The 23,344-nt window shown below is 38.3% G+C and carries 19 protein-coding genes and 2 pseudogenes; 20 read left to right on the forward strand and 1 reads right to left on the reverse strand.

The window, feature by feature from the left end; translation table 11 throughout:
- From NGI26_RS01515 to NGI26_RS01550, 8 genes are all read left to right on the forward strand, one after another.
- Positions 1 to 5,814 (forward strand): ZmpA/ZmpB/ZmpC family metallo-endopeptidase, encoded by a 5,814-nt coding sequence (locus NGI26_RS01515; RefSeq protein WP_251935156.1) that lies wholly within the window; start codon positions 1 to 3, stop codon positions 5,812 to 5,814.
- Between the two features lie 159 nt (positions 5,815 to 5,973).
- Positions 5,974 to 6,534, forward strand: a complete 561-nt coding sequence (locus NGI26_RS01520; RefSeq protein ID WP_251935159.1) for a TlpA family protein disulfide reductase — start codon at positions 5,974 to 5,976, stop codon at positions 6,532 to 6,534.
- 9 nt (positions 6,535 to 6,543) lie between these two features.
- On the forward strand, positions 6,544 to 7,659 hold the full coding sequence (msrB, locus tag NGI26_RS01525) for a peptide-methionine (R)-S-oxide reductase MsrB (protein WP_251935162.1): 1,116 nt from the start codon (positions 6,544 to 6,546) through the stop codon (positions 7,657 to 7,659).
- A 72-nt stretch (positions 7,660 to 7,731) separates the two neighbouring features.
- Positions 7,732 to 9,453 (forward strand): aminodeoxychorismate synthase component I, encoded by a 1,722-nt coding sequence (gene pabB, locus NGI26_RS01530; RefSeq protein WP_251935165.1) that lies wholly within the window; start codon positions 7,732 to 7,734, stop codon positions 9,451 to 9,453.
- On the forward strand, positions 9,454 to 10,071 hold the full coding sequence (locus NGI26_RS01535) for an alpha/beta fold hydrolase (protein ID WP_251935168.1): 618 nt from the start codon (positions 9,454 to 9,456) through the stop codon (positions 10,069 to 10,071). It begins immediately after the preceding gene.
- A gap of 49 nt (positions 10,072 to 10,120) precedes the next feature.
- Positions 10,121 to 10,981, forward strand: coding sequence for an excalibur calcium-binding domain-containing protein (locus NGI26_RS01540; RefSeq protein ID WP_251935170.1), 861 nt, complete (start codon positions 10,121 to 10,123; stop codon positions 10,979 to 10,981).
- A 103-nt stretch (positions 10,982 to 11,084) separates the two neighbouring features.
- Positions 11,085 to 12,044 carry an ROK family glucokinase gene (locus NGI26_RS01545; protein WP_251935173.1) on the forward strand — a complete coding sequence of 320 codons (960 nt, stop codon included), beginning with the start codon at positions 11,085 to 11,087 and terminating at the stop codon, positions 12,042 to 12,044.
- A 98-nt stretch (positions 12,045 to 12,142) separates the two neighbouring features.
- Positions 12,143 to 12,982, forward strand: a complete 840-nt coding sequence (locus NGI26_RS01550; RefSeq protein ID WP_251935175.1) for a thymidylate synthase — start codon at positions 12,143 to 12,145, stop codon at positions 12,980 to 12,982.
- 43 nt (positions 12,983 to 13,025) lie between these two features.
- On the opposite strand, the gene NGI26_RS01555 is transcribed toward NGI26_RS01550, so the two are convergent.
- Positions 13,026 to 13,196: a DUF3042 family protein gene (locus NGI26_RS01555; protein ID WP_251935178.1), complete on the reverse strand. Its 171-nt coding sequence runs from the start codon at positions 13,194 to 13,196 to the stop codon at positions 13,026 to 13,028.
- Between the two features lie 122 nt (positions 13,197 to 13,318).
- Between NGI26_RS01555 and miaA the strand changes: the two genes are divergently transcribed.
- The 12 genes and pseudogenes from miaA to NGI26_RS01615 all read left to right on the forward strand — a co-directional run bounded on the left by miaA (position 13,319) and on the right by NGI26_RS01615 (position 23,181).
- Entirely contained in the window at positions 13,319 to 14,203 is an 885-nt protein-coding gene (gene miaA / locus NGI26_RS01560) for a tRNA (adenosine(37)-N6)-dimethylallyltransferase MiaA (protein WP_251935181.1), read from the forward strand.
- A complete protein-coding gene (gene hflX / locus NGI26_RS01565) occupies positions 14,196 to 15,434 on the forward strand; it encodes a GTPase HflX (RefSeq protein ID WP_251935184.1) in 1,239 nt (412 codons plus the stop codon). The genes miaA and hflX overlap by 8 nt, the downstream gene beginning before the upstream one ends.
- Positions 15,427 to 16,050 (forward strand): cystathionine beta-lyase, encoded by a 624-nt coding sequence (locus tag NGI26_RS01570; protein WP_251935187.1) that lies wholly within the window; start codon positions 15,427 to 15,429, stop codon positions 16,048 to 16,050. Before hflX ends, NGI26_RS01570 begins: the two co-directional genes overlap by 8 nt.
- A 14-nt stretch (positions 16,051 to 16,064) precedes the next feature.
- The gene (gene rnz / locus NGI26_RS01575) at positions 16,065 to 16,994 is read left to right on the forward strand and encodes a ribonuclease Z (protein WP_251935190.1); all 930 of its coding nucleotides are present in this window, start codon (positions 16,065 to 16,067) and stop codon (positions 16,992 to 16,994) included.
- Between the two features lie 20 nt (positions 16,995 to 17,014).
- Positions 17,015 to 17,770 (forward strand): SDR family NAD(P)-dependent oxidoreductase, encoded by a 756-nt coding sequence (locus tag NGI26_RS01580; RefSeq protein ID WP_251935193.1) that lies wholly within the window; start codon positions 17,015 to 17,017, stop codon positions 17,768 to 17,770.
- Positions 17,771 to 17,960: 190 nt separating this feature from the next.
- A pseudogene (locus tag NGI26_RS01585) lies at positions 17,961 to 18,263 on the forward strand (ankyrin repeat domain-containing protein); the annotation flags it as partial.
- 503 nt (positions 18,264 to 18,766) lie between these two features.
- Positions 18,767 to 18,970, forward strand: a complete 204-nt coding sequence (locus tag NGI26_RS01590; protein WP_003010127.1) for a hypothetical protein — start codon at positions 18,767 to 18,769, stop codon at positions 18,968 to 18,970.
- The gene (locus NGI26_RS01595) at positions 18,963 to 19,949 is read left to right on the forward strand and encodes an ABC transporter ATP-binding protein (RefSeq protein ID WP_003010129.1); all 987 of its coding nucleotides are present in this window, start codon (positions 18,963 to 18,965) and stop codon (positions 19,947 to 19,949) included. The genes NGI26_RS01590 and NGI26_RS01595 overlap by 8 nt, the downstream gene beginning before the upstream one ends.
- Positions 19,946 to 20,740, forward strand: a complete 795-nt coding sequence (locus tag NGI26_RS01600; protein WP_003013825.1) for an ABC transporter permease — start codon at positions 19,946 to 19,948, stop codon at positions 20,738 to 20,740. The genes NGI26_RS01595 and NGI26_RS01600 overlap by 4 nt, the downstream gene beginning before the upstream one ends.
- Position 20,741: 1 nt before the next feature.
- Positions 20,742 to 21,527 carry an ABC transporter permease gene (locus NGI26_RS01605; protein ID WP_003013947.1) on the forward strand — a complete coding sequence of 262 codons (786 nt, stop codon included), beginning with the start codon at positions 20,742 to 20,744 and terminating at the stop codon, positions 21,525 to 21,527.
- 260 nt (positions 21,528 to 21,787) lie between these two features.
- Positions 21,788 to 22,549 (forward strand): annotated as a pseudogene (locus NGI26_RS01610) (ankyrin repeat domain-containing protein); the annotation flags it as partial.
- A 44-nt stretch (positions 22,550 to 22,593) separates the two neighbouring features.
- A complete protein-coding gene (locus tag NGI26_RS01615; RefSeq protein WP_251935344.1) occupies positions 22,594 to 23,181 on the forward strand; it encodes an SMI1/KNR4 family protein in 588 nt (195 codons plus the stop codon).
- The last annotated feature ends 163 nt before the right edge of the window (positions 23,182 to 23,344 follow it).

Raw genomic sequence — 23,344 nt, forward strand, 5'->3', positions numbered from 1 at the left:
ATGGAAAAGAAACAAATTGAAAAAGTTATAAAATATTCTATTAGAAAGTTCTCTGTTGGAGTCGGTTCTGCTGTCATCGGAGCCGTACTTTTCGGTGCTAACAACCTCTTGCTTGATCAAGTAGCAGCTAATGAAGTTTGTGAGCCAAATCAGGTACACTATCGTTATTTAGCAGAGCAAGAACTGACAGAAGCTGAAAAAGGCCTTATTCATAAGGAACTTCCTTCTGATTTAAAACAAGATGATGTTGTTTATCTTGTCTATAGAAAAAAAGAAGTTCATACACAACATTTACCAAATACTGGAAGTAAAGAGCTAGGTCTTGTTGGTCTTGGTTTTGCAACAGCTTCATTAGCTGTACTAGTGTTCTCTAAGAAGCGACCTAATAAGATAGCAGGTATTCTTTTTATTGGTGCACTTGGAGGTAGCTACTTCATTCCTCAGACTATTCAAGCTTTTGAAAATCAAATTCTTTTATCTTATAACCAAACAATCTCTGCTTGTAGTCAAGAAGATTTAGCCAACGGAGTTATTCAAATTGATGGATATGACTATATTGGTTACTTCAAAGAAGCTGATTTGAAGGTTTCAATGCCTGAAAATAATCAAGATAACAACTTGATTACAGATAAAGTGACAGAAGAAGCTCGTGAAGGCGGATCACTTGTTCAACAAGAGCTTCCAACCTACAGTGAAGAAACTACAACTACAGCAACACAGGGAGAAACCCATGGAAGCAAATCTCTAGTTCAATCAGAACCTCCGGCTAATACAAGTGAAGTAACAACTGAGAAGACCCAAGAAGAAGCCCCTATGCCTGAACCCCCTGTCAAACCAGAGCTTCCAACCCAACCAGAGAATAGTACAGCCAAGGGGACCCAAGAGGAAGGACATGTAGGCGAATCTCCAATCCAACCAGAATTACCAGCCTATACAGGAGAAGTAAGTGCCAAGGGTACCCAAGAAGAAGGACATGTAGGCGAATCTCCAATCCAACCGGAATTACCAGCCTATACAGGAGAAGTAACCACCAAAGGTACTCAAGAAGAAGGACATGTAGGCGAATCTCCAATCCAACCGGAACTTCCAACCTATACAGATGAAGTAACCGCCAAGGGTACCCAAGAAGAAGGTCATGTAGGCGAATCTCCAATCCAACCGGAACTTCCAGCCTATACAGATGAAGTAACAGCTAAAGGGACTCAGGAAGAAGGACACGAAGGTGAACCTCTCATTCAACCGAGCTTGCCAGAATACACTGTGACAGAGTCAACTGTGACGGAAACAGAAACTATTACAATTCCATATCCTACAGAATACCTATCGGATTCTAATCGTTATACAGACGAAGAAAGTGTTGTTCAAAAGGGTGAAGCTGGTAGTCAACTCATACATCGTGTCTACAAAACTGTAGATGGGGAGAAAGTTGGCGAAGCTATCAGCACTAGTACGGAAGTTGTTAAAGCTCCTCTAGCTGAAAAAATCAGTCGTGGAACCAAACTAATTGAAGGCCAAACCGAAGAAGTTTCTGTTGAAGAAGTTCCTTTTAAAACGATAACGGAACAAGATTCTAGTCTACTCAAGGGAACTGAAACAGTTGCTCAGGTAGGCAAGAATGGTAAGAAGAAAATTACCAAAGTCTACAAAACTATCAAGGGTGTGAAAACTGCAGATGCACCTACTGTTTCAGAAGAAATTGTTGAACAGGCACAAGACCACATTATCAAAAAAGGTACTAAGGAATTAGAAAAACCTACTCTAACATTAACTAAAGTTGATACAGAAGAATTGAATCGAAGTGCAAATGCAACTTATAGCCTTAAAAAACCAGATGGAGTGACTATCAAGTCTATTCAAGCAGTGTTGAAAAAAGGCGATCAAGTTATTAAGACATTTGCTATTTCAGAGTCTAATCTGGCGACAGCTTTAGCTGACCTAGATTATTACAAGGACTATACACTTGCGACAACTATGGTGTATGATCGTGGTAATGGTGACGAAGAAGAAATTCTTAAAGAAGAACCACTGAGAATCGACCTTAAAAAAGTTGAAGTCAAAAATATTAAGGAAACAAGCTTAATCGGTGTTGATGACCAAGGTAATGAGACCGATAGTAGTCTCTTGTCCGAGAAACCATCGAATGTTAAGCCTTACTACTTAAAAGTTACGACTTACGATAACAAGGTTACGAAACTAGCTGTTGATAAAATCGAAGAAGTTACTGTAGATGGAAATAAACTTTACAAGGTAACTGCAAAAGCACCAGATTTGATTCAACGTACTGCAGAAAATCGTTTCACTGAAGAGTATGTACACTATTTGCCTAAGCCAAAAGCTCATGAAGGTGATGTGTACTACGACTTTAATGAACTTGTAAAAGCTATGCAAGCGAATCCTACGGGTACCTTTAAGCTTGGTAGCAATATGAATGCTAATAATGTACCACCGACTGGCAAATCTTATGTAACCAATGCCTTTAAAGGTTCATTGGGAAGCACTGATGGTAATAAATTTGCTATTCATAATATCACTAGACCATTATTTGGAAACATTGAAGGTGGTTCTGTTAAGGATCTCTTACTGGAAAATGTCAATATTGATATGCCTGGAGTTGATCGAGTAGCTCCAATCGCCAATGTTATCAAAAACAATGCAACTATTGAAAACGTCAAAGTAACTGGAAGTGTTGTCGGTAACAATGATGTAGCTGGTATTATCAATAAAATTGATGGTAGTGGAAAAGTAAGTAATGTCGCCTTTATCGGTAAACTTCACGCTGCTGGCAATAGAGGAGGCTATTTAGCTGGTATTCTTGGTGAAAACTGGAAGGGTGTTGTTGAGAAAGCATACGTTGATGCTGAGATCACTGGTAATAAAGCAAAAGCTGCAGGTCTAGTCTATTCATCGCAAAATGGTGCTAATAACTATACGGTTGGTAAAGAAGGGGTCCTTAGAAATTCAGTTGCTAAAGGTTCTATAGAACTGAAAGAAGCTGTTCAATCTGGTGGATTGCTGGGTACCAACTGGGCCTTAGGTACTATTGAAGACAACATCACTATGATGAAAGTCAAAACAGGTGAAATGGTGTTTGGTCACTCGGATATTGATGCTGACGACTACTTCACATATTCAAGAACCAAACGTAATTATAGTGTTGATGGCGTGAGTGAAGGTAAGAAATCCTTTAACAATTCCCGTAAAATTCCAAGTATCTCACTGGCAGAAGCAGAGAAGAAAATTGAAGCAATGGGAATCACTGCTGATAAATTTACCAGCAGCAAACCTATTGAAGACAAGCTTAATAACAGTCTAAACAAAGACGATCAGTACAAAGCAATTGATAGTTATGATGCGACTCGTGAGCTAGCTTACCGTAATATTGCAAAACTTCAACCTTTCTATAATAAAGAGTGGATTGTAGACCAAGGTAATAAATTAGCTGCTGGAAGTCCCCTCTTGACTAAAGAAGTATTGTCTGTAACTGCCATGAAAGGCAATACCTTTGTGACGGAATTGGCTAATGCTGATCATATTATGATCCACTATGCAGATAAGACAAAAGATATCTTTACCATTTCACCTAAAGATTCAAAAGTGAAACAAGTGAAAGAGTACGGTATTGCAGAACTTGGTGAAGTTGTTTACACTCCGAACATGGTTGATAAGGACCGTAGTGATCTCATCAATGCTATTGTTGAAAAATTGAGTCCTGTGGAATTACAATCTGACCCAATCTACACGCACCTTGGTAGAACTGGTCCAAACAAAGTTAATGCTATTAAGAACCTTTATCTTGAAGAAACCTTTAAAGAAGTTAAGGATAATCTTACTAAATTTGTGAAACAGTTGGTTGAAAATGAGGATCATCAATTAAACACAGATGAGGCTGCTAAACGTGCTTTGATCAAGAAAATTGATGATAACAAGGCAGCAGTTCTCCTTGGTCTTTCTTACCTGAACCGTTATTACGGAGTGAAGTTTGATGATGTCAATATCAAGCAACTCATGTTGTTCAAACCAGACTTCTACGGTAAAAATGTAAGTGTGTTAGACTTTTTGATTCAGATTGATTCTAAAGAAAATAACATTAAAGGTGATAGAACTTTAGAAGCTTATCGCGAAGCTATCGGTGGAGTTATCGGTATAGGTGAGTTAAACAGTTTCTTAGACTATAATATGCGTCTATTCACAGAAGACAAAGATCTAAACGATTGGTTTATCAAAGCAACCAAAGACAATGTTTATATCGTGGAACCAAAAACAACAACTCCTGAGTTTGCTGATAAGAAACACAGAGCCTATGAAGGCTTAAACAACGATATGCACGGTAAGATGATCTTGCCACTCTTGAACTTAAAAGATGCCCATATGTTCTTGATTTCAACATACAATACAATGGCTTATAGTTCATTTGAGAAATATGGTAAGTATACTGAAGCAGAACGTAATGCCTTCAAAGCTGAAATTGATAAGGTTGCAAAAGGTCAACAAAATTATCTAGACTTCTGGTCACGTCTATCAATCGATAAAGTTCGTAACAGACTCTTGAAGAGCAATAACATGGTACCGACACCAGTTTTGGATAATCAAAACTATAAAGGTATTAGCACGGACCGTTATGGCCATACAGATGGTGGTAAAGATGTGGCACCTATCCGTGAATTGTACGGACCTACAGGCCGTTACCATGCGACTGACTGGCGTATGGGAGCAGTGGCTCGAGTTTATCCAAATCCATATAAAGATGACTCTGTCTTCTTCATGGTTACAGATATGATTAGTGACTTTGGGGTTTCTGCTTTCACTCACGAAACGACTCACGTAAATGACCGTATGGTCTACTTGGGTGGCTCAAGACACCGTGAAGGAACAGATCTTGAAGCATTTGCTCAAGGAATGTTACAAACTCCGTCAGTATCAAATCCAAATGGTGAGTACAAAGCCCTAGGTCTCAACATGGCTTATGAACGTCCAAATGATGGAAATCAATGGTATAACACTAATCCAAATAACCTTAAATCACGTGACGAAATTGATCGTTACATGAAGGGCTATAATGACACTCTCATGCTTCTAGATTATCTTGAAGGAGAAGCTGTCCTCAATAAAGCAAATCAAGATTTAAACAATGCTTGGTTCAAGAAAGTAGACAGACAGTACCGAGGAAACAACACCAAGAATCAATTCGATAAGGTTCGACCTTTAAGTGATGATGAAAAGACTATTCCTTTGCATACAGTAAATGACCTCATTACCAACAACTTCATGACCAATCGTGGACCTGGAAATGGAGTCTATAATCCATCCGACTTTGGTTCAGCCTACGTTACTGTACCGATGATGACGGGTATCTATGGTGGAAATACTAGTGAAGGTGCTCCTGGAGCTATGTCATTCAAACATAATACTTTTAGAATCTGGGGTTACTATGGCTACGAAAAAGGCTTCCTAAACTATGCTTCTAACATGCTAAAAGCTGAATCTAAAAAAGCTGGTAAAGATACTCTAGGTGATGACTTCATCATTAACAAGATTTCTGAAGGAAAATTTAACAATCTCGAAGATTGGAAGAAAGCTTATTTCGAAGAAGTAGTGAATAACGCTAAAAAAGGAATTCAGTCTATTGAAATTGATGGTAAAACATACAATAGTTATGAAGACTTGAAACGAGCATTTGCTGAAGCAGTTGATAAAGATAAGACCACTCTAAGTAATGGTTCTGTCAAATTTGATAACACCGTATTACTTAAAGAAAAACTCTTCAAGAAACTTCTTCAACAAACAGATAGCTTTAAAACTTCTATCTTTAAATAATCAATTGACTCTCACCCGCTAAGCAGGTGGGAGTTTTTTGTGCAAGAAAAGATGCCTAATTTTCCAAGCAGATTTCAAGTATTTTTAGGATGCTAGGTATATAATAGAACTACAAAGTAAATATCTATATTCATATGGTGAGTGAGAAAGGTGATGAAAATGAAAAAATGGCAAGCATCTGTATTGGTCTGCGCTAGTCTGGTTTGTCTATCGGCTTGTAAAAATCAGGCAACAAACCAAACTGATAAGCAGAGTGGAGACAAACAAGCGCAAGTTAGCTCTCAAACTGCAAAAAAAGGAGAAGAAGTTCCAGACTTTGAGCTCACGGGAGTTGATGGTAAAACGTATCGCCTATCAGATTATAAAGGCAAAAAGGTCTATCTCAAATTTTGGGCATCTTGGTGCTCTATTTGTCTAGCCAGCCTCCCTGATACGGATGAACTGGCAAAAGAAGCTGGCGATGACTTTGTCGTTTTGACAGTTGTTTCTCCGGGTCAAAAAGGGGAGCAGTCAGAAGAAGCCTTTAAAAAATGGTATCAGGGTTTGGACTATAAAGCTTTACCAGTATTGCTAGACCCTTCGGGACAACTTTTAGCGAGTTACGGAGTTCGTTCTTATCCGACTCAGGCATTTATTGATAAAGAAGGCAAATTGGTGAAGACTCAACCAGGCTTTATGGACAAGGAAACTACTTTAGAGAATTTAAAGACTATGAATTAGAGGCTTATTATGAATGATAAATTAAAAACAATACTCTTAATTGGAGTGTTCATTTGCATCATCATCGGAATTTTATTTCTTTTGGAAAAAAGAAGCGCTAGCTACTCCGATACCTCTCAAATTGAGAAAGCAGCTGTTAGCCAAGGTCAAGGTGCTAAGAAAAAAACAGAGCCAGATAAAGATGCTGACCTACATGAAATCTATCTAGCGGGAGGCTGTTTCTGGGGAGTTGAAGAATATTTTTCTCGAGTAGCGGGTGTGACAGATGCTGTTTCTGGTTATGCGAATGGTAGAGGAGAAACAACCCAGTATGAATTGATTGGCCAAACGGGGCATGCTGAAACTGTTCATGTGACTTATGATGCCAATCAAATTTCTTTAAAAGAAATCCTGCTCCATTATTTCCGCATTATCAATCCAACCAGCAAAAATAAACAAGGAAATGATGTGGGGACCCAGTACCGTACAGGTATTTATTACACAGATGACAAGGATTTGGAGGTAATCAACCAAGTCTTTGATGAGGTGGCTAAGAAATACGATCAACCTCTAGCAGTTGAAAAGGAGTCCTTGAAGAATTTTGTGGTGGCTGAAGATTACCACCAAGACTATCTCAAGAAAAATCCAAATGGCTACTGCCATATCAATGTCAATCAGGCGGCCTATCCCGTCATTGATGCCAGCAAATATCCAAAACCAAGTGATGAAGAATTGAAAAAGACCTTGTCAGCTGAGGAGTATGCAGTTACTCAGAAAAATCAAACGGAACGAGCTTTTTCAAATCGCTACTGGGATAAATTTGAATCTGGTATCTATGTGGATGTGGCAACTGGCGAACCCCTCTTTTCATCAAAGGATAAGTTTGAGTCTGGTTGTGGCTGGCCTAGTTTTACCCAGCCAATCAGTCCAGATGTTGCCACCTACAAAGAAGATAAGTCTTACAATATGACACGTATGGAAGTGAGAAGCCGAGTTGGAAATTCTCACCTTGGCCATGTCTTTACGGACGGTCCACAGGACAAGGGGGGCTTACGCTACTGTATCAATAGTCTTTCTATCCGCTTTATTCCCAAAGACCAAATGGAAGAAAAGGGTTACGGTTATTTGTTAGATTATGTTGAGTAAGTTGTCTCAACCATGTAAGTTAAAAGGCCAAATCTTCTGTTTGGGGTCTGGCTTTTATGGTATACTTAGGATATGCATAGAAAAACAGTGATTGATTTTAGGGCTTTGGGCGAGAGATATGTATTTACCCAGCCTATTAAAGAGTTAAAAACCAGTGATTTAGCAGAAGTGGCAGACTTGTTAGCACAAGTTGAAAACTACCAAGAGCAAGGCTATTATGTAGTTGGTTATGTTAGTTATGAAGCAGCACCTGCTTTTGAGGAGAAGTTAGTGGTTCACGAGGGTCCCTTGTTAGGTGAGTATTTGCTTTACTTCACCGTTCATGAAAGTGTTGAAACCTCTAGCATTCCTCTGACTTATGAGGAGGTAGATTTGCCATCAAACTGGCAGGAAGTAACATCTGCTGAGGACTATGAAAGGGCGATTGATCAGATTCACCATCATTTACGACAAGGAGATACTTATCAGGTCAATTATACGGTCCAACTCAAGCAGGAGTTGTCTGCCAATCCTTTTGCTATCTACAATCGCATGGTGGTGGAGCAGGAGGCGGGATACAATGCCTATGTTGAACATGACGACATGGCAGTGATTTCCATGAGCCCAGAACTCTTTTTTGAGCAAAATGGTCGTGAGTTGACGACTCGACCTATGAAGGGAACAACTAAACGGGGTTTGACTGATGCTGAAGATTTGCAAGAGGCAACCTGGTTGGAGCAGGATCCCAAAAATCGTTCAGAAAACATGATGATAGTGGACCTTTTGCGCAATGACATGAATCGTCTGTCTGAGGTGGGTAGTGAGCATGTGGAGCGTTTGTGCCAAGTAGAGCAGTATTCTACAGTTTGGCAGATGACTTCGACCATCAAGAGTCAGTTACGACCGGATGTTGATCTAGTAGAAATCTTCCGTTCACTCTTTCCATGTGGCTCCATCACAGGAGCTCCCAAGATAGCGACCATGGAAATTATCAAGGACCTGGAACCACAAGCTAGAGGAGTTTACTGTGGAACTGTTGGCCTCTTACTTCCAAATGGACGACGGATTTTCAATGTGGCTATTCGAACCATTCAACTGCATCGAGGACAAGCCATCTATGGAGTCGGTGGAGGCATCACTTGGGATAGTACTTGGGAAGCAGAATACCGTGAAGTCCAGCAAAAAGCAGCGGTTCTTTACCGAAAACAGCCTCGTTTTCAATTGATTACGACTGGGAAAATCAGCCAGAAAAAATTGCTCTTTGAGAATCAACATCTAGAAAGATTACAAAAAGCTAGTCGTTATTTTGCCTTTTCATTTGACCAAGAAGTTCTGAGACAAAAGATAGAGAAGGAATGCCAAGCTTGTGACCTAAGTCAGGATTACCGGATGCGAATCAGTCTCAGCAAATTTGGAGAGATTGAAATCGAACGACAAGTATTAACTCCACTTAGCTCTAGCTTCTGTCATGCCCAACTTTGTCTGCAAGAAGCGGATTTGGAGCAGGCCTTTACCTACTTTAAGACGACACACCGCCCACATTTGACAGTGGGAAATCAGGAAATCATCTATCACACTGCTGATGGGAACTTGCTTGAAACCTCTATTGGGAATCTGGTCTTAAAAATGGATGGCAAACTCTATACCCCACCTAGCACTCTTGGCATTTTACCTGGGATTTATCGTCAACACTTGCTTGAGAGCAAGCAGGTAGAAGAAAAAATCTTGACTATAGAAGATTTGAAACAGGCAGAAGTCATCTATGGCTGCAATGTAGTTAGGGGCTTGTATGAGTTGTCAGTAAGGGAGGACTAAATGAAATTAATATTTTTACATGGCCTAGGTCAGTCAGCAGATAGTTGGAAAGAAGTTCAGAATTTTCTTGCAGATTATCCTTCTGAAGCCCTAGAGTTATTTCCCTCCGGAGTTACTACCTACCAAGAAGCTAAGGAGCGCATTTATCAGCGCTTAACAGTGGAAACGGAACCTTTTGTCCTAATCGGTTTGTCCTTAGGTGCTGCCCTTGCACTGGAGCTTTCAAGTTCTGATATATCAAATCTTAAGGCCTTGGTTTTGTCAGGCTGTCCACTGAAACTAGCGGGTAACATTCCTTTTTATATTCAGTTGCTGATATTTAAATTGCTTCCCAAAAGGATATTTGAGAAACAGGGAGCAGATAAGGCTCTTATGGTTGGAGTTTCTGAGGAATTAAAAACACTTGATTTAAGAGAGATTGCACGAAATTGTCCATATCCAAGCTTGTTAATTTGTGGTAGTCAGGATAAGCCTAATCTCAGTTCAATGAAAGCTATTCAAAAACTGATGCCAAATTCCCAGTTCCAGATTATCCCTGACGGCCCTCATATTTTGAATAGGGCAAAACCAAAAGAGTTTGCAGAAATAACTAGAAGTTTTCTTGAATTGCAGAAATAAGTTTGATAAAATAATATGGAAGTTGATATTATAATTTTAGGAGAAGATCATGAACAAACGTCATTTATTAAAACTAGGCCTAGCTTCTTTACCTGCTCTAGCTTTGTTTTTACATCCAGTTGTGGCAGATGAAAGTATCCATTTTTCAAGCTGTAAGGAAGCTTGGGAGAATGGTTATGCAGATATTCATAAGGGAGAACCAGGTTATTCTGCTGCTCTAGATAGGGATCATGATGGGATAGCCTGTGAATCTAAGAATGCACCAAAGGGAGTGCTAAAAGAGAAAAAGACGGGGGCATCTCAAGATAACAACAGTGTATCACCTGACAGCGTAGCACCAAATAGTGCAGAACCTACTCCTAGTGTACCAGCTGTAAGTGGGTGGGTTCGTCAGAATGGATCTTGGTACTATTTTTCTGAAAATGGGAAACCAGTAACGAATACTTGGCAAGGTGCATACTACCTCAAATCAGATGGAAGAATGGCTGAGAATGAGTGGGTATATGATAACTATTACCAAGCTTGGTATTATCTCAAATCAGATGGTTCTTATGCACGCGATACTTGGCAAGGAAGTTACTATCTCAAATCAGATGGTAAGATGGCTCAGGGTGAATGGATTTATGATTCTTACTACAAAGCCTGGTATTATCTCAAATCAGATGGTTCTTATGCGCGTAATACTTGGCAAGGTGCATACTACCTCAAGTCAAATGGTAAGATGGCTAAGAGTGAGTGGGTTTATGATTCTTCTTACCAATCTTGGTACTACTTAAAATCAGATGGTTCTTATGCTCGTAATGCTTGGCAAGGAAACTACTATCTCAAATCAGACGGCAAAATGGCAAAAAATGAGCGAGTGGATGGTGGACGCTATTATGTAGATGCTTCTGGTTTGTGGAAACCATAGAATAGAAAAAAATCTGGAAAGTTAATGCAAACCTTTGCATAGATAGGCGGATTTTGGTATACTAGTACTGTAAGCATTTTCAATTAAAGATAAGGAGAAAAAAATGAGTCAAAAGATTATTGGGATTGACCTTGGTGGAACATCTGTCAAGTTCGCAATTTTAACTCAAGAAGGAGAAATCCAAGAAAAATGGTCTATCAAGACTAACATTTTGGATGAGGGAAGCCATATCGTAGACGATATGATTGCATCTATTCAACATCGTTTTGAATTGCTTGGATTGTCTGCGGCGGATTTCCAAGGGATTGGCATGGGTTCACCTGGTGTGGTTGACCGTGAAAATGGAACTGTTATCGGAGCCTATAACCTCAACTGGAAAACTCTTCAACCGATCAAAGAGAAAATGGAAAAAGCATTGGGTATTCCATTCTTCATCGATAATGATGCCAACGTAGCTGCTCTTGGTGAGCGCTGGATGGGTGCTGGTGATAACCAACCAGATGTTGTCTTTATGACACTTGGTACAGGTGTTGGTGGCGGTATTGTCGCAGAAGGTAAATTACTTCACGGTGTTGCTGGTGCAGCAGGTGAGCTTGGCCATATCACTGTTGACTTTGACCAACCAATCGCATGTACCTGTGGTAAAAAAGGCTGTCTTGAGACAGTTGCTTCTGCAACAGGGATTGTCAACTTGACTCGTCGTTATGCAGATGAATACGAAGGCGATGCGGCCTTGAAACGCTTGATTGATGATGGCGAAGAAGTAACTGCTAAAACTGTCTTTGATTTGGCAAAAGAAGGAGACGACCTTGCCTTGATCGTTTACCGTAACTTCTCACGTTACTTGGGTATTGCGTGTGCTAACATCGGATCAATCCTCAACCCTTCAACGATTGTTATCGGAGGAGGGGTATCAGCAGCGGGAGAATTCCTTCTCCAAGGCGTACAAAAGGTCTATGACGAAAATACCTTCCCACAAGTTCGCACAACAACTAAGCTAGCTCTTGCGACTCTAGGAAATGACGCTGGAGTTATCGGAGCAGCATCACTTGTCTTACAATAAAAGTAAAAAGGAGAAAAACACTAACTTAAAGCTAGTGATTTTCCTCCTTTCTTTTTTTATGCTATACTAGTTAAGAATAAACGTTGAGGTGAGAGTATATGACAAAAGCAGATAAGATTTTTAAAGAGAATATCGAGCGAATCCTTAATGATGGTGTCTTTTCAGAACAAGCTCGTCCCAAGTATAAGGATGGAACAGTTGCCAACTCTAATTATGTGACTGGGGCTTTTGCAGAGTATGATTTGTCAAAGGGTGAATTTCCCATCACAACCCTACGTCCAATTGCTATAAAATCAGCTATCAAGGAAGTTCTTTGGATTTATCAAGATCAGTCTAATAGTCTAGAAGTTCTTAATGACAAGTACAATGTCCACTACTGGAATGACTGGGAAGTGGGAGATACCGGGACAATCGGAGAGCGCTATGGAGCTGTGGTTAAGAAGCATGATATTATCAACAAAATCCTTAAGCAGTTAGAAGCCAATCCTTGGAACCGTCGTAATATCATCTCTCTCTGGGATTATCAGGCATTTGAGGAAACAGATGGTCTTCTTCCATGTGCCTTCCAGACCATGTTTGATGTACGTCGAGTTGATGGGGACATCTATCTGGATGCGACCTTGACCCAACGTTCTAACGATATGCTGGTAGCCCATCACATCAATGCTATGCAGTATGTGGCTCTTCAAATGATGATTGCCAAACACTTTGGTTGGAAAGTTGGGAAATTCTTCTACTTTATCAATAACCTTCACATCTATGATAATCAATTTGAACAAGCTCAGGAATTGCTCCGTCGTGAACCTTCAAATTGCCAACCGCGTTTGGTCTTGAATGTACCAGACAAGACAAACTTCTTTGATATTAAAGCAGAGGATTTTGAGTTGGTTGACTATGATCCGGTTAAGCCGCAGCTGAAGTTTGATTTGGCTATTTAATAACACAAAAAGAAGTTGGAAAATCCAACTTCTTTTTTATTGATTAGCGTGATACGCGACGGCGAGCTGCTTTTTTACGATTTTCTTCGATGAAAGCTGCTTTTTGTTCTTCTGGTTCAATCACTTGTTTTTTGAATGTGTATACTGCACCTGCAACAGCAGCAACAGTTCCTGCAACACCTGTTACGAGACCTTTAGCAAAACCTTTAGCCATTAGTCTTCCTCCTTTTATTTATATATCAGGCAGAATTAGCTAGAAAGATAGCATTTTTCTGACTGTGCTTTTTGTGATATAATAATAGTAACGAAAAAATGGGAATTTTTCAAGGAAAAACGATGAAAAGCAAAATAATTGTGATTGTTGGTCCAACTACAGTTGGAAAGACTGCCCTAGCTATTGAAGTTGCCAAGCAATTTAATGGCGAAGTAGTTAGTGGAGATAGCCAACAAGTTTACCGAGGGCTAGATATTGGAACGGCCAAGGCTAGTCCAAAGGAGCAGGCAACTGTCCCTCATCATTTAATCGACGTTAGAGATGTAACCGAGTCCTACTCGGCTTTTGATTTTGTTTCAGAAGCCAAGGCAGCCATTGAGGATATTCAAAGTCGTGGTAAGCTTGCTATTATCGCTGGTGGGACAGGGCTTTACATCCAAAGTCTACTAGAGGGCTATCATTTAGGTGGGGAAACACCTCATGAGGAGATTTTAGCCTATCGTGCTAGCTTAGAGAATTTTTCAGATGAGGAGTTAGCCCATCTGGTGAATCAAGCAGGTCTTGAAATTCCCCAATTTAATCGTCGTCGTGCTATGCGTGCCTTGGAAATTGCCCATTTTGGTCAGGACTTGGAAAATCAAAAAAGTTTATATGAACCATTGATTATTTGCTTGGATGATGAGCGTAGTCAACTCTATGAACGTATTAATCACCGAGTGGACCTGATGTTCGAAGCTGGACTTCTAGACGAAGCCAAGTGGTTGTTTGACCATTATCCAGATGTTCAAGCTGTTAAAGGGATAGGTTATAAGGAACTCTTTCCTTATTTTCGTGGAGAGCAAAGTTTGGAGGAGGCGAGGGATAGTCTCAAGCAGGCGACTCGTAGATTTGCCAAGCGTCAGTTGACCTGGTTCCGCAATCGCATGCAGGTGACCTTTTATCAGATAGGAGAATCTGGTGTGAAAGAGCGTATTTTAAACCAGATTGAGGAGTTTTTAAATGATTGAAACGGAGAAAAAAGAGGAGCGAGTCCTGCTGATTGGAGTTGAACTCCAGGGCATGGATAATTTTGACCTCTCCATGGAAGAGCTGGCTAGTTTAGCTAATACAGCAGGGGCAGTCGTTGTTGATAGTTACAGACAAAAACGCGAAAAATACGATTCCAAGACCTTTGTCGGTTCTGGTAAGTTGGAAGAAATAGCTCAAATGGTGGACGCAGAAGAAATCACGACGGTCATTGTCAATAACCGTCTGACTCCTCGACAAAATGTCAATTTAGAGGAGGTGTTAGGTGTTAAAGTTATTGACCGTATGCAGTTGATTTTGGATATCTTTGCCATGAGAGCTCGAAGCCACGAAGGGAAGCTCCAAGTTCATCTGGCCCAACTTAAGTACCTCTTGCCTCGTTTGGTTGGTCAAGGGATTATGCTCAGTCGTCAGGCAGGGGGAATTGGTTCCCGTGGTTCGGGAGAAAGCCAGCTGGAGCTGAATCGTCGGAGTGTTCGCAACCAGATTACAGACATCGAGCGTCAACTCAAGGTGGTTGAGAAAAATCGGGCGACAGTTCGGGAAAAACGTTTGGAGTCAAGTACCTTTAAGATTGGCTTGATTGGTTATACCAATGCTGGAAAATCAACCATTATGAACACTTTGACCAGCAAGACCCAGTACGAAGCAGATGAGCTTTTTGCGACTCTGGATGCGACAACTAAAAGCATCCATCTGGGGGGCAATCTACAAGTAACTTTAACCGATACCGTTGGATTTATTCAAGACTTGCCGACAGAGTTGGTGTCCAGTTTCAAGTCTACTCTAGAAGAAAGCAAGCATGTAGATCTCTTGGTCCATGTCATCGATGCTAGCAATCCTTACCATGAGGAACATGAAAAAACGGTTCTCTCCATCATGAAAGACTTGGACATGGAGGATATTCCTCGCTTGACCCTTTATAATAAAGCGGATTTGGTGAAGGACTTTATGCCTACTCAAACGCCTTATGCATTGATTTCTGCTAAATCTAAGGATAGTCGCGAACAGTTGCAGGCTTTACTGCTGGATAAGATTAAGGAAATTTTTGAGTCATTTACCCTGCGCGTGCCTTTTTCTAAGTCTTACAAGATTCATGATTTAGAAAGTGTTGCGATTCTAGAAGACCGGGACTACCAAGATGATGGTGAAGTCATCACAGGCTACATTGCTGAGAAAAATAAATGGAGATTAGAGGAATTTTATGACTGATATCAAAACATTAGCTCTCAAGTTTGGTGGATATACGAGTCTAGACAAGGTTTATCTGGACCAACTTTTAGCTGGTAGGTCTGAAGAGGAGCAACTAGCTCTCATTACACCTCCACCCAGCGTAGTGAATGCCTACTTTGCTGAACTCTACCAGAAAAAGAGTCCTGAAGCTGCGACTGATTACTTTGCTGAACTGAGTCAGGAACTGAATCTCTACAATGCTGAGCCAAGTTTTACTCTAGAAACCAAGCCCTTTATTCGCCTCAATCTATCTGGTAAATCTTTTGGATTTTGCTACGAGAAAGAAGGGCTTGGTCGGATTTTCTCTGAAAATGAAGAGGTAATCTCGGATGAATTACTCTTTGAGATTGCACAAATTTTTCCTCATCAGTTGGTCTTTGAAGAGTCTGGAAAGATTTACTTGAAGTCTGTCGGGGACGAGGAAGTTGTTAGCGTAAAAAGTCTAACAGCTTTAACAGATCTGGAAAATTTAGCAGATGGAAGACAGCGACTTAAGGGATATAGCCAAGAGGATTTACTACAAGAAGCTAGAGCTTTTTCTGGCAAGCTTTATTATCGCTCGGAAAATCGCACCGCTATGTTATATATTGATTAATTAGAAAGTATCGAATGGATATTCAATTTTTAGGAACGGGGGCTGGCCAGCCCTCTAAAGCCCGCAACGTTTCCAGTCTCGCTCTGAAACTCTTGGACGAGACTAACGAAGTTTGGCTCTTTGACTGTGGAGAAGGAACGCAAAACCGCATTCTGGAAACCACAATTCGACCACGAAAAGTCAGCAAAATCTTTATCACCCATTTGCACGGAGATCATATCTTCGGATTGCCTGGATTCCTCTCTAGTCGTGCCTTTCAAGCCAATGAAGAGCAGACAGATTTGGAAATTTATGGCCCACAAGGCATCAAATCTTTTGTTTTGACCAGTCTACGAGTGTCAGGTTCACGCCTGCCCTATAAGATTCATTTCCATGAATTTGACCAGGATTCTCTAGGGAAAATCCTTGAAAATGATAAATTCACTGTGTATGCAGAGGAGTTAGACCACACCATTTTCTGTGTTGGTTACCGTGTCATGCAAAAGGATTTAGATGGAACTTTGGATGCTGAAAAACTTAAGGCTGCTGGCGTCCCATTTGGCCCGCTTTTTGGAAAAATTAAAAACGGTCAGGATGTCGTATTAGAGGACGGCACCGAGATCAAAGCTGCAGACTATATTTCAGCACCACGTCCAGGTAAGATTATCACTATCTTGGGTGATACTAGAAAAACGGATGCTAGTGTGCGTCTGGCTATCAATGCCGATGTCCTGGTCCATGAGTCTACTTATGGCAAAGGGGATGAGAAGATTGCCCGCAATCACGGTCACTCAACCAATATGCAGGCTGCACAAGTAGCAACAGAAGCGGGAGCCAAACGACTCTTGCTTAACCATATCAGCGCCCGTTTCCTTTCAAAAGATATCAGCCAGCTTAAGAAAGATGCAGCAACGATTTTTGAAAATGTCCATGTGGTTAAAGACCTTGAAGAAGTGGAAATCTAGTTTCTAGAGAAAGGAGAATCATGCGAACCATTCTCATTACAGGTGCTAGCGGTGGTCTAGCCCAAGAAATGATCAAACTCTTGCCCGATGATCAACTCATCTTACTTGGTAGAGATAGAGAAAAATTAGCTCAACTATACGGAAATCATCCTCAGGCAGAATTGATTGAAATTGATATTACCGATGGTCAAGCTATAGAAGAGCTAGTAGCTGAACTTTATCAGAGTTATGGCAAGATTGATGTCTTGATTAACAACGCTGGCTACGGGATCTTTGAAGATTTTGACAAGATTTCTGATCAAGATATTCATCAGATGTTTGAGGTTAATACCTTTGCTTTGATGAACCTATCTCGTTTGGTTGGAACTCGTATGAAGGAGACTCGAAAAGGTCACATCATCAATATCGTCAGCATGGCAGGTTTAATCGCTACTGCTAAGTCTAGTCTATACTCAGCGACCAAGTTTGCGGCTATCGGTTTTTCAAACGCTTTGCGTCTTGAACTCATGCCCTATGGAGTCTATGTGACAACTGTAAATCCAGGACCTATCCGTACAGGATTTTTTGACCAGGCAGACCCAGATGGGACCTACCTCAAATCGGTCGACCGTTTTCTATTGGAGCCAGATGCTGTCGCGCAAAAGATTGTTAAGATCATAGGAAAAAACAAACGCGAGTTCAATCTCCCAGCCTTGCTAAATTTAGCTCATAAATTTTATACCCTCTTTCCTAAGTTAGCAGATAAGTTGGCAGGAGAAACTTTTAATTATAAGTAAAAAAGCTATTCCTTTAAGGAATAGTTTTTTTATTTAATTTCTTGAAAGAAGAGTGTTTTAAAGTTAAAAATCAAACTTGTTCGTGCCTATTCATAGCTTTTAGGGTATAATACAAATAAAAGAGATCAAGAAAGATTCTTAGAGTACAATCTATGTACAAAAAGATAGAATGATGGATACAGGAGAAAAAATGGCAAAAAAGAAAAGAGTTACCTTGCCCAAGGACTTTAATGAACTACTAACTGATGGCAATATTGACCAATTAAAGGCCGTATATGATAAGTGTGAATTAACCGCTCATGATGGAAGATTTAGCTTATGTACACCTCTGCATATGGGAGGAGTCCCGGATGAATTGGTTATCTGGCTTGTCGAACAGGGCTTGGATATCAATATCCCTGATTATTATGGAGCGACTCCTTTGTACCGTCAGGCAACCATGGGAAGAGATACTGTAAATCTCTTGCTTGAATTGGGTGCAGATGTTGAAAAAACCAGGTCTTAAGAAAGCTCGTAAAGCATCACAATTATCAAAACGTTAATCAACACGCTTATATCAACGTTTACAGACATTTAAGAAATTTCTCTTGGATGTCTTTTTTTGTCTAGCTAAATTTTACAAATTGGGCAATTTAGGTTACTCAATAATATAAAAAAGATAAAAATTTAAAGTTCGAATTTTAATTTTAAAAAAAGTAATTATTATTGAATATCTGTTCAAACATTTTTTCTTTTCTAAGGTCAATATAAGTATATATACTTTAAAAAAGGAAGTCAAACATCTTGCTCATAGATTTTTGCATTTTTAAAAAATACATTTTGTCATATAATAATGTGGAAAATTGACGGATTCCTTAAATAATCATATAATATGAACATGTAAACCCTTACATACTATTCTACTTATACTTGATAAAATGCAAGTTCTTGAGGATCTATAAATATATAGACACTCTTCTATTTATAAAGTGAAATAAAGAATCACGGAGAAAGTTTATGGATATTAAAGAGACATTCAACCAGCTAGACAATACAAAATTTAATGATTTCAATAATCGCCTTGAAGGTTTTGAGAAACTTTTTAAAGACAAATATTATTTTACCCATCCCGAAGATTTTAGCTCAATCTTTAGCATTTTGGTAAAGTATGGAAAAAGTACAAGTAAATATATTTTATCGAAAGGAGAGATATATGAGTGAAATAGTTATTAATGCTCAGAATTTATCTAAAAATTTTTATAATTTTGATTCAAGACTCCCATTTATCAAGAGATTTTTGAAACGTAATCAAATAACGATTCGAGCTGTTCAAGATATTAGTTTTACGATTAAGAGAGGGAGTATAGTTGGCTTTATTGGGAGTAATGGAGCTGGTAAATCCACAACGATTAAAATGTTGACTGGGACTCTTTATCCTAGTTCCGGAAAATTAGAAGTGAATGGAGAAATTCCATTTAAAAGAAGTATAAATTTTAGAAAAAAAATTTCAATAGTAGTAGGAAATAAATTACAGTTATTTCAAGATGTTTCGGCTATGGATTATTTTCAATTGATTGGTACTTTATATGAGGTAGAACCGGCGATTTTACAAGAACGAATTCAGGAATTAAGCAATTTGTTGAATGTAAAAGATCAGCTTTACCAGCAGGTCCGGACCCTCTCTCTTGGACAAAAAATGAAAATGGAGTTTATCGCGGCATCTTTAACAAGTCCGGAAATATTATTTTTAGACGAGCCTACTATAGGGTTAGATATACAGTCTAAAAAAGATATCAGAACATTTTTAAAGAAAATGAATGAAGAATGTCATACTACTATTATTTTAACGAGTCATGATATGGATGATATTTCGTCTGTTTGTGACGAATTAATCGTCATTGACAAAGGAAAAATTATTTTGCAGGAGTCAATGGATGTTATTTTATCTAAATTTTCTGATTTTAAATATTTAAAGATAAAAATGACATTAGATTTGGTACCAGAGTTATGCTCTGTTAAAGGAGTAGTAGTCATTTCTCAAACAAAATCGGAATGTATACTAAAAATACCTAGAGATTTTGTCTTTGAGACATTAGAATCAATCAATAAGCTTGTAGATATAGAAGATTTTGAAATATCAAATCTTTCTTTAGAAGAAATTATTTTACAAAACTATTTTACAAAAAAGGAGCACAATTGAAAAAAGAAATGTCTATTATTCTGATATCATTTCGATCTATTTTGAACTATAAATCAAGTGTACTATTGTTAATGTTACAGGCAAGTATACAAATTATGATATCAGTATTTTTATGGACGTATATATATCAGAGTAACCAGATAAATATAGCAGGATATGATTTTACCTCAATGGTTCAATACTATTTGGGGACTATAATTTTTTCATATTTTGTTTTTTATCCAGTTGATTGGGAAATCAATGACGATGTTCATTCAGGAAATTTTTTTAGCATATTAATAAAACCTGTTACTTTTTATAAGTATTATTTTTGTAAAATGCTTGGAGATAGGCTTGCTCATTTATTATTTATCATCATTCCTGTCATTTTATTCTCCAGTGTTTATTACAAGAATGAGTTATTAACCATTGAAATTCTTATTTTAGGAAGTATTGCAATTATTCTATCTATGGTTCTATGGTTTTTAATATCATGTTGTGTAGGTATGCTTTCTTTTTGGTTAGAAAATATATTTTTTGTCCTTACTGTTAAAGAAATAGTAATTCAGTTTTTATCAGGAATATTATTGCCTTTAAGTTTTTTTTCAAATAATTTTCGTCTGTTTTTAGATGTATTACCTTTTAAATACTTAGTATATGAACCGCTTCAGATGTTTAGTAATGATACATATAAATTAATAGACTATTTGAGAATTATTTGTATTCAATTGATTTGGTGCATCATTTTTTATATTATATCAAGATTCATATTGAGAAAAGGAGTGGAGCACTTCTCAAATGTGGGAGGATAAAATGTTTAGAATAAAAGTAATTTTTAGGCTACTTCATTTTGGTTTTAAATCTGATATGAATTTTCATTTTGACTTCTTTTGTGGTCTATTTTCGTCGATACTGTGGATTGGTTTACCTATTGTATTTTTTAGATTGATTTTCTTAAACATAGACTCTTTTAATGGTTGGGACTATTATCAAATTTTATTTTTGGTAGGTTCCTACACTATTGTAGATGGAGTTATGATGGGATTGTTAATTAGAAGTATGGGAATTTTAGAATCAGATATTTTGAGTGGTAACTTGGATCAAATTTTATTGAGGCCGTTTGATACTCAGTTGTTCTATATTTTTAGATCATTTAATTTAGTTCAATTCGTGAATACTTTTTTTGGTCTTGCGATCATTTTTATAAGTTATGGAAATTTAAATGTACATTTAAATTCATTAAAAATATTATTTTATATCCTTTCTTTAATGTGTGGTTGTATTATATATTATTCAATTTGGTTTCTAATAACGATTAGTTCATTTTGGTTCCCAACTAAATTTTCAAAAGTAGATGTATTTTTGAATTATATTGGAATTTCTAAGTATCCATATAATATTTTTACAGGTATTAACAGATTGATCACTATGTTATTTGTTCCCAATTTATTAATTGCCAATCCTGCAGTATTAATATTTTTAGGGAAAGATACATTGAACCTATTTTTCTATCAAATAGTTTTTACAGTTTTTTTGATTATTATCAGTCGTACAATTTTTAGAAAAGGATTGAAAAAATATGAAAGTGCAGGAAGATAAACAATGTTGTTCAGTTATATGTTTGACTAAAGGAAGTGATTCGCTGTACTTTGTTTTGTGGTCATTGAAACATCAGATAATTATAAACTATAATTTAAAGAATAGTATTATTAACTTATAGGTGCTAAGAAAAAATTTAAAGAAATTCCCTCATTCAATCAAACTTATTCATATTTTTTAAAATAAGAAAATAGTTGGATTTTGATGATGGTTGATATAAAGCTAAACTGAAAGTACCTGAAATCCAACTGTGTCAAACCAATACTTATGGCAATACACCCTTGCATATGGCAGCAGAGTTTTTTCATCCTAAGACCGTTGCACTTCTCATAGAAAAGGGAGCAAATGTTAACCCTAAAAATGATAGGGGACAGACCCCACTAGACTCTGTACTCACTGTCTGTCGAGGAATCTATATTGCCCAAACAGCTGAAATTGCCTCTATGCTGCTGGATGCAGGTGCTAAGAAAACATCTGCTATGAAAGAAAAGGTTGAAAATATTGGTAAGGATTTTGAATTTCATAGAGAAGGGATCAATCCCGACTATCTAGAAGCGGCAGATCAGGGTCTAGAAAAACTTTATGCTTTGTTTGATGTCAAGCCGGTAGCCAAACGAATAACCCACGATGGAGTTTCTCCGATTCTCGTAAAAGAAGGTAGCTGGGAGGAACAGTATGAGCAACTATGGTCCTTCTTGATTCCTTCAAGTGGAGCAGCCAAAACTGTTCAGGGAGAAGTTATCCGTATACCAGGTCAAGTTCGAGATGAACTGGATCGCAATGGTGGGGTCAACTGGGACAGGGACTATAGAAAAATGCTTCAGGCTCTCCCTCAATACATGTCTCTAGGAATCCCTCTTTCAGATCAAGAATTAGCAGAGACTAAAGAGCTTATTGCTCAAGTTCATGGGAAAGATGTTGATGACGAGCCTCGCCTAGACCGCCTGTGTCAGCTAGCTATTGCTTGGATTAAGCAAAATCCTGAGCCCATTTCCCTAGAAAAAACAAGTTATAAGCGGTAATGGTAATTTTAAGCTAATTAAAATAAAGAAATCATGGTGAAATGATGCAACTAATTGACAAAGTTAAAAAAATAGAAACTTATATTTGTGAGTATTTTGAAGACTGGGATTTGGATGATCCTGTGGAAGAGGAATACCTAGATGATTATCAGAATATTTCAGGTGCTTCCGAGGAAGAGCTTCAAGGCTTTGAGGAAAGACTTGGTATTCGTCTACCTAGTGACTTCAAAGAACTTTATAGCTATAAAAATGGGAGTGAATACCTCTCTATTTTACCTTGTGTGATTGACCAGAGAGATCTGACTTTTTCTCTCATGAGTCTGCAGGAAATTGAGACTTGTAAAACGTACTTTCAAAATAGAGATGCTCTGTTAACAGAATTTCCCGACTATTTTTCTAGTCAAGACCTGGAAAATATGCGTGATGGTAGAATTAAGCCCTATCTTTTTAATAAAAAATGGCTTCCTTTTGCCCAGTATTGTGACTCTTGTTATCTCATGCTGGATTTTGATCCAGACAAGAAGGGTCAGGAAGGACAGATTATTTGCTACATCCATGATCCTGACCAAGTGATTTATGTAGCAGAGAGCCTTAGGGATCTGATTGAAGGGATAATGGATGAGATCGTATGAATGGACAAATGTACCAAGTTCAAAATAAAACAGATAACATTTGTTTAACCTTCCTGTACGACAGAGGATTAAAAGAACTTACACTTTATCAGATTGATTAGACTGTAAGACTGAGTTTGGGAACTTTTTATTGATAGGTGCTATTCTACAGTATCTATGTTGA

Source organism: Streptococcus sp. Marseille-Q0941 (genome assembly GCF_943736975.1).
Taxonomy (GTDB): domain Bacteria; phylum Bacillota; class Bacilli; order Lactobacillales; family Streptococcaceae; genus Streptococcus.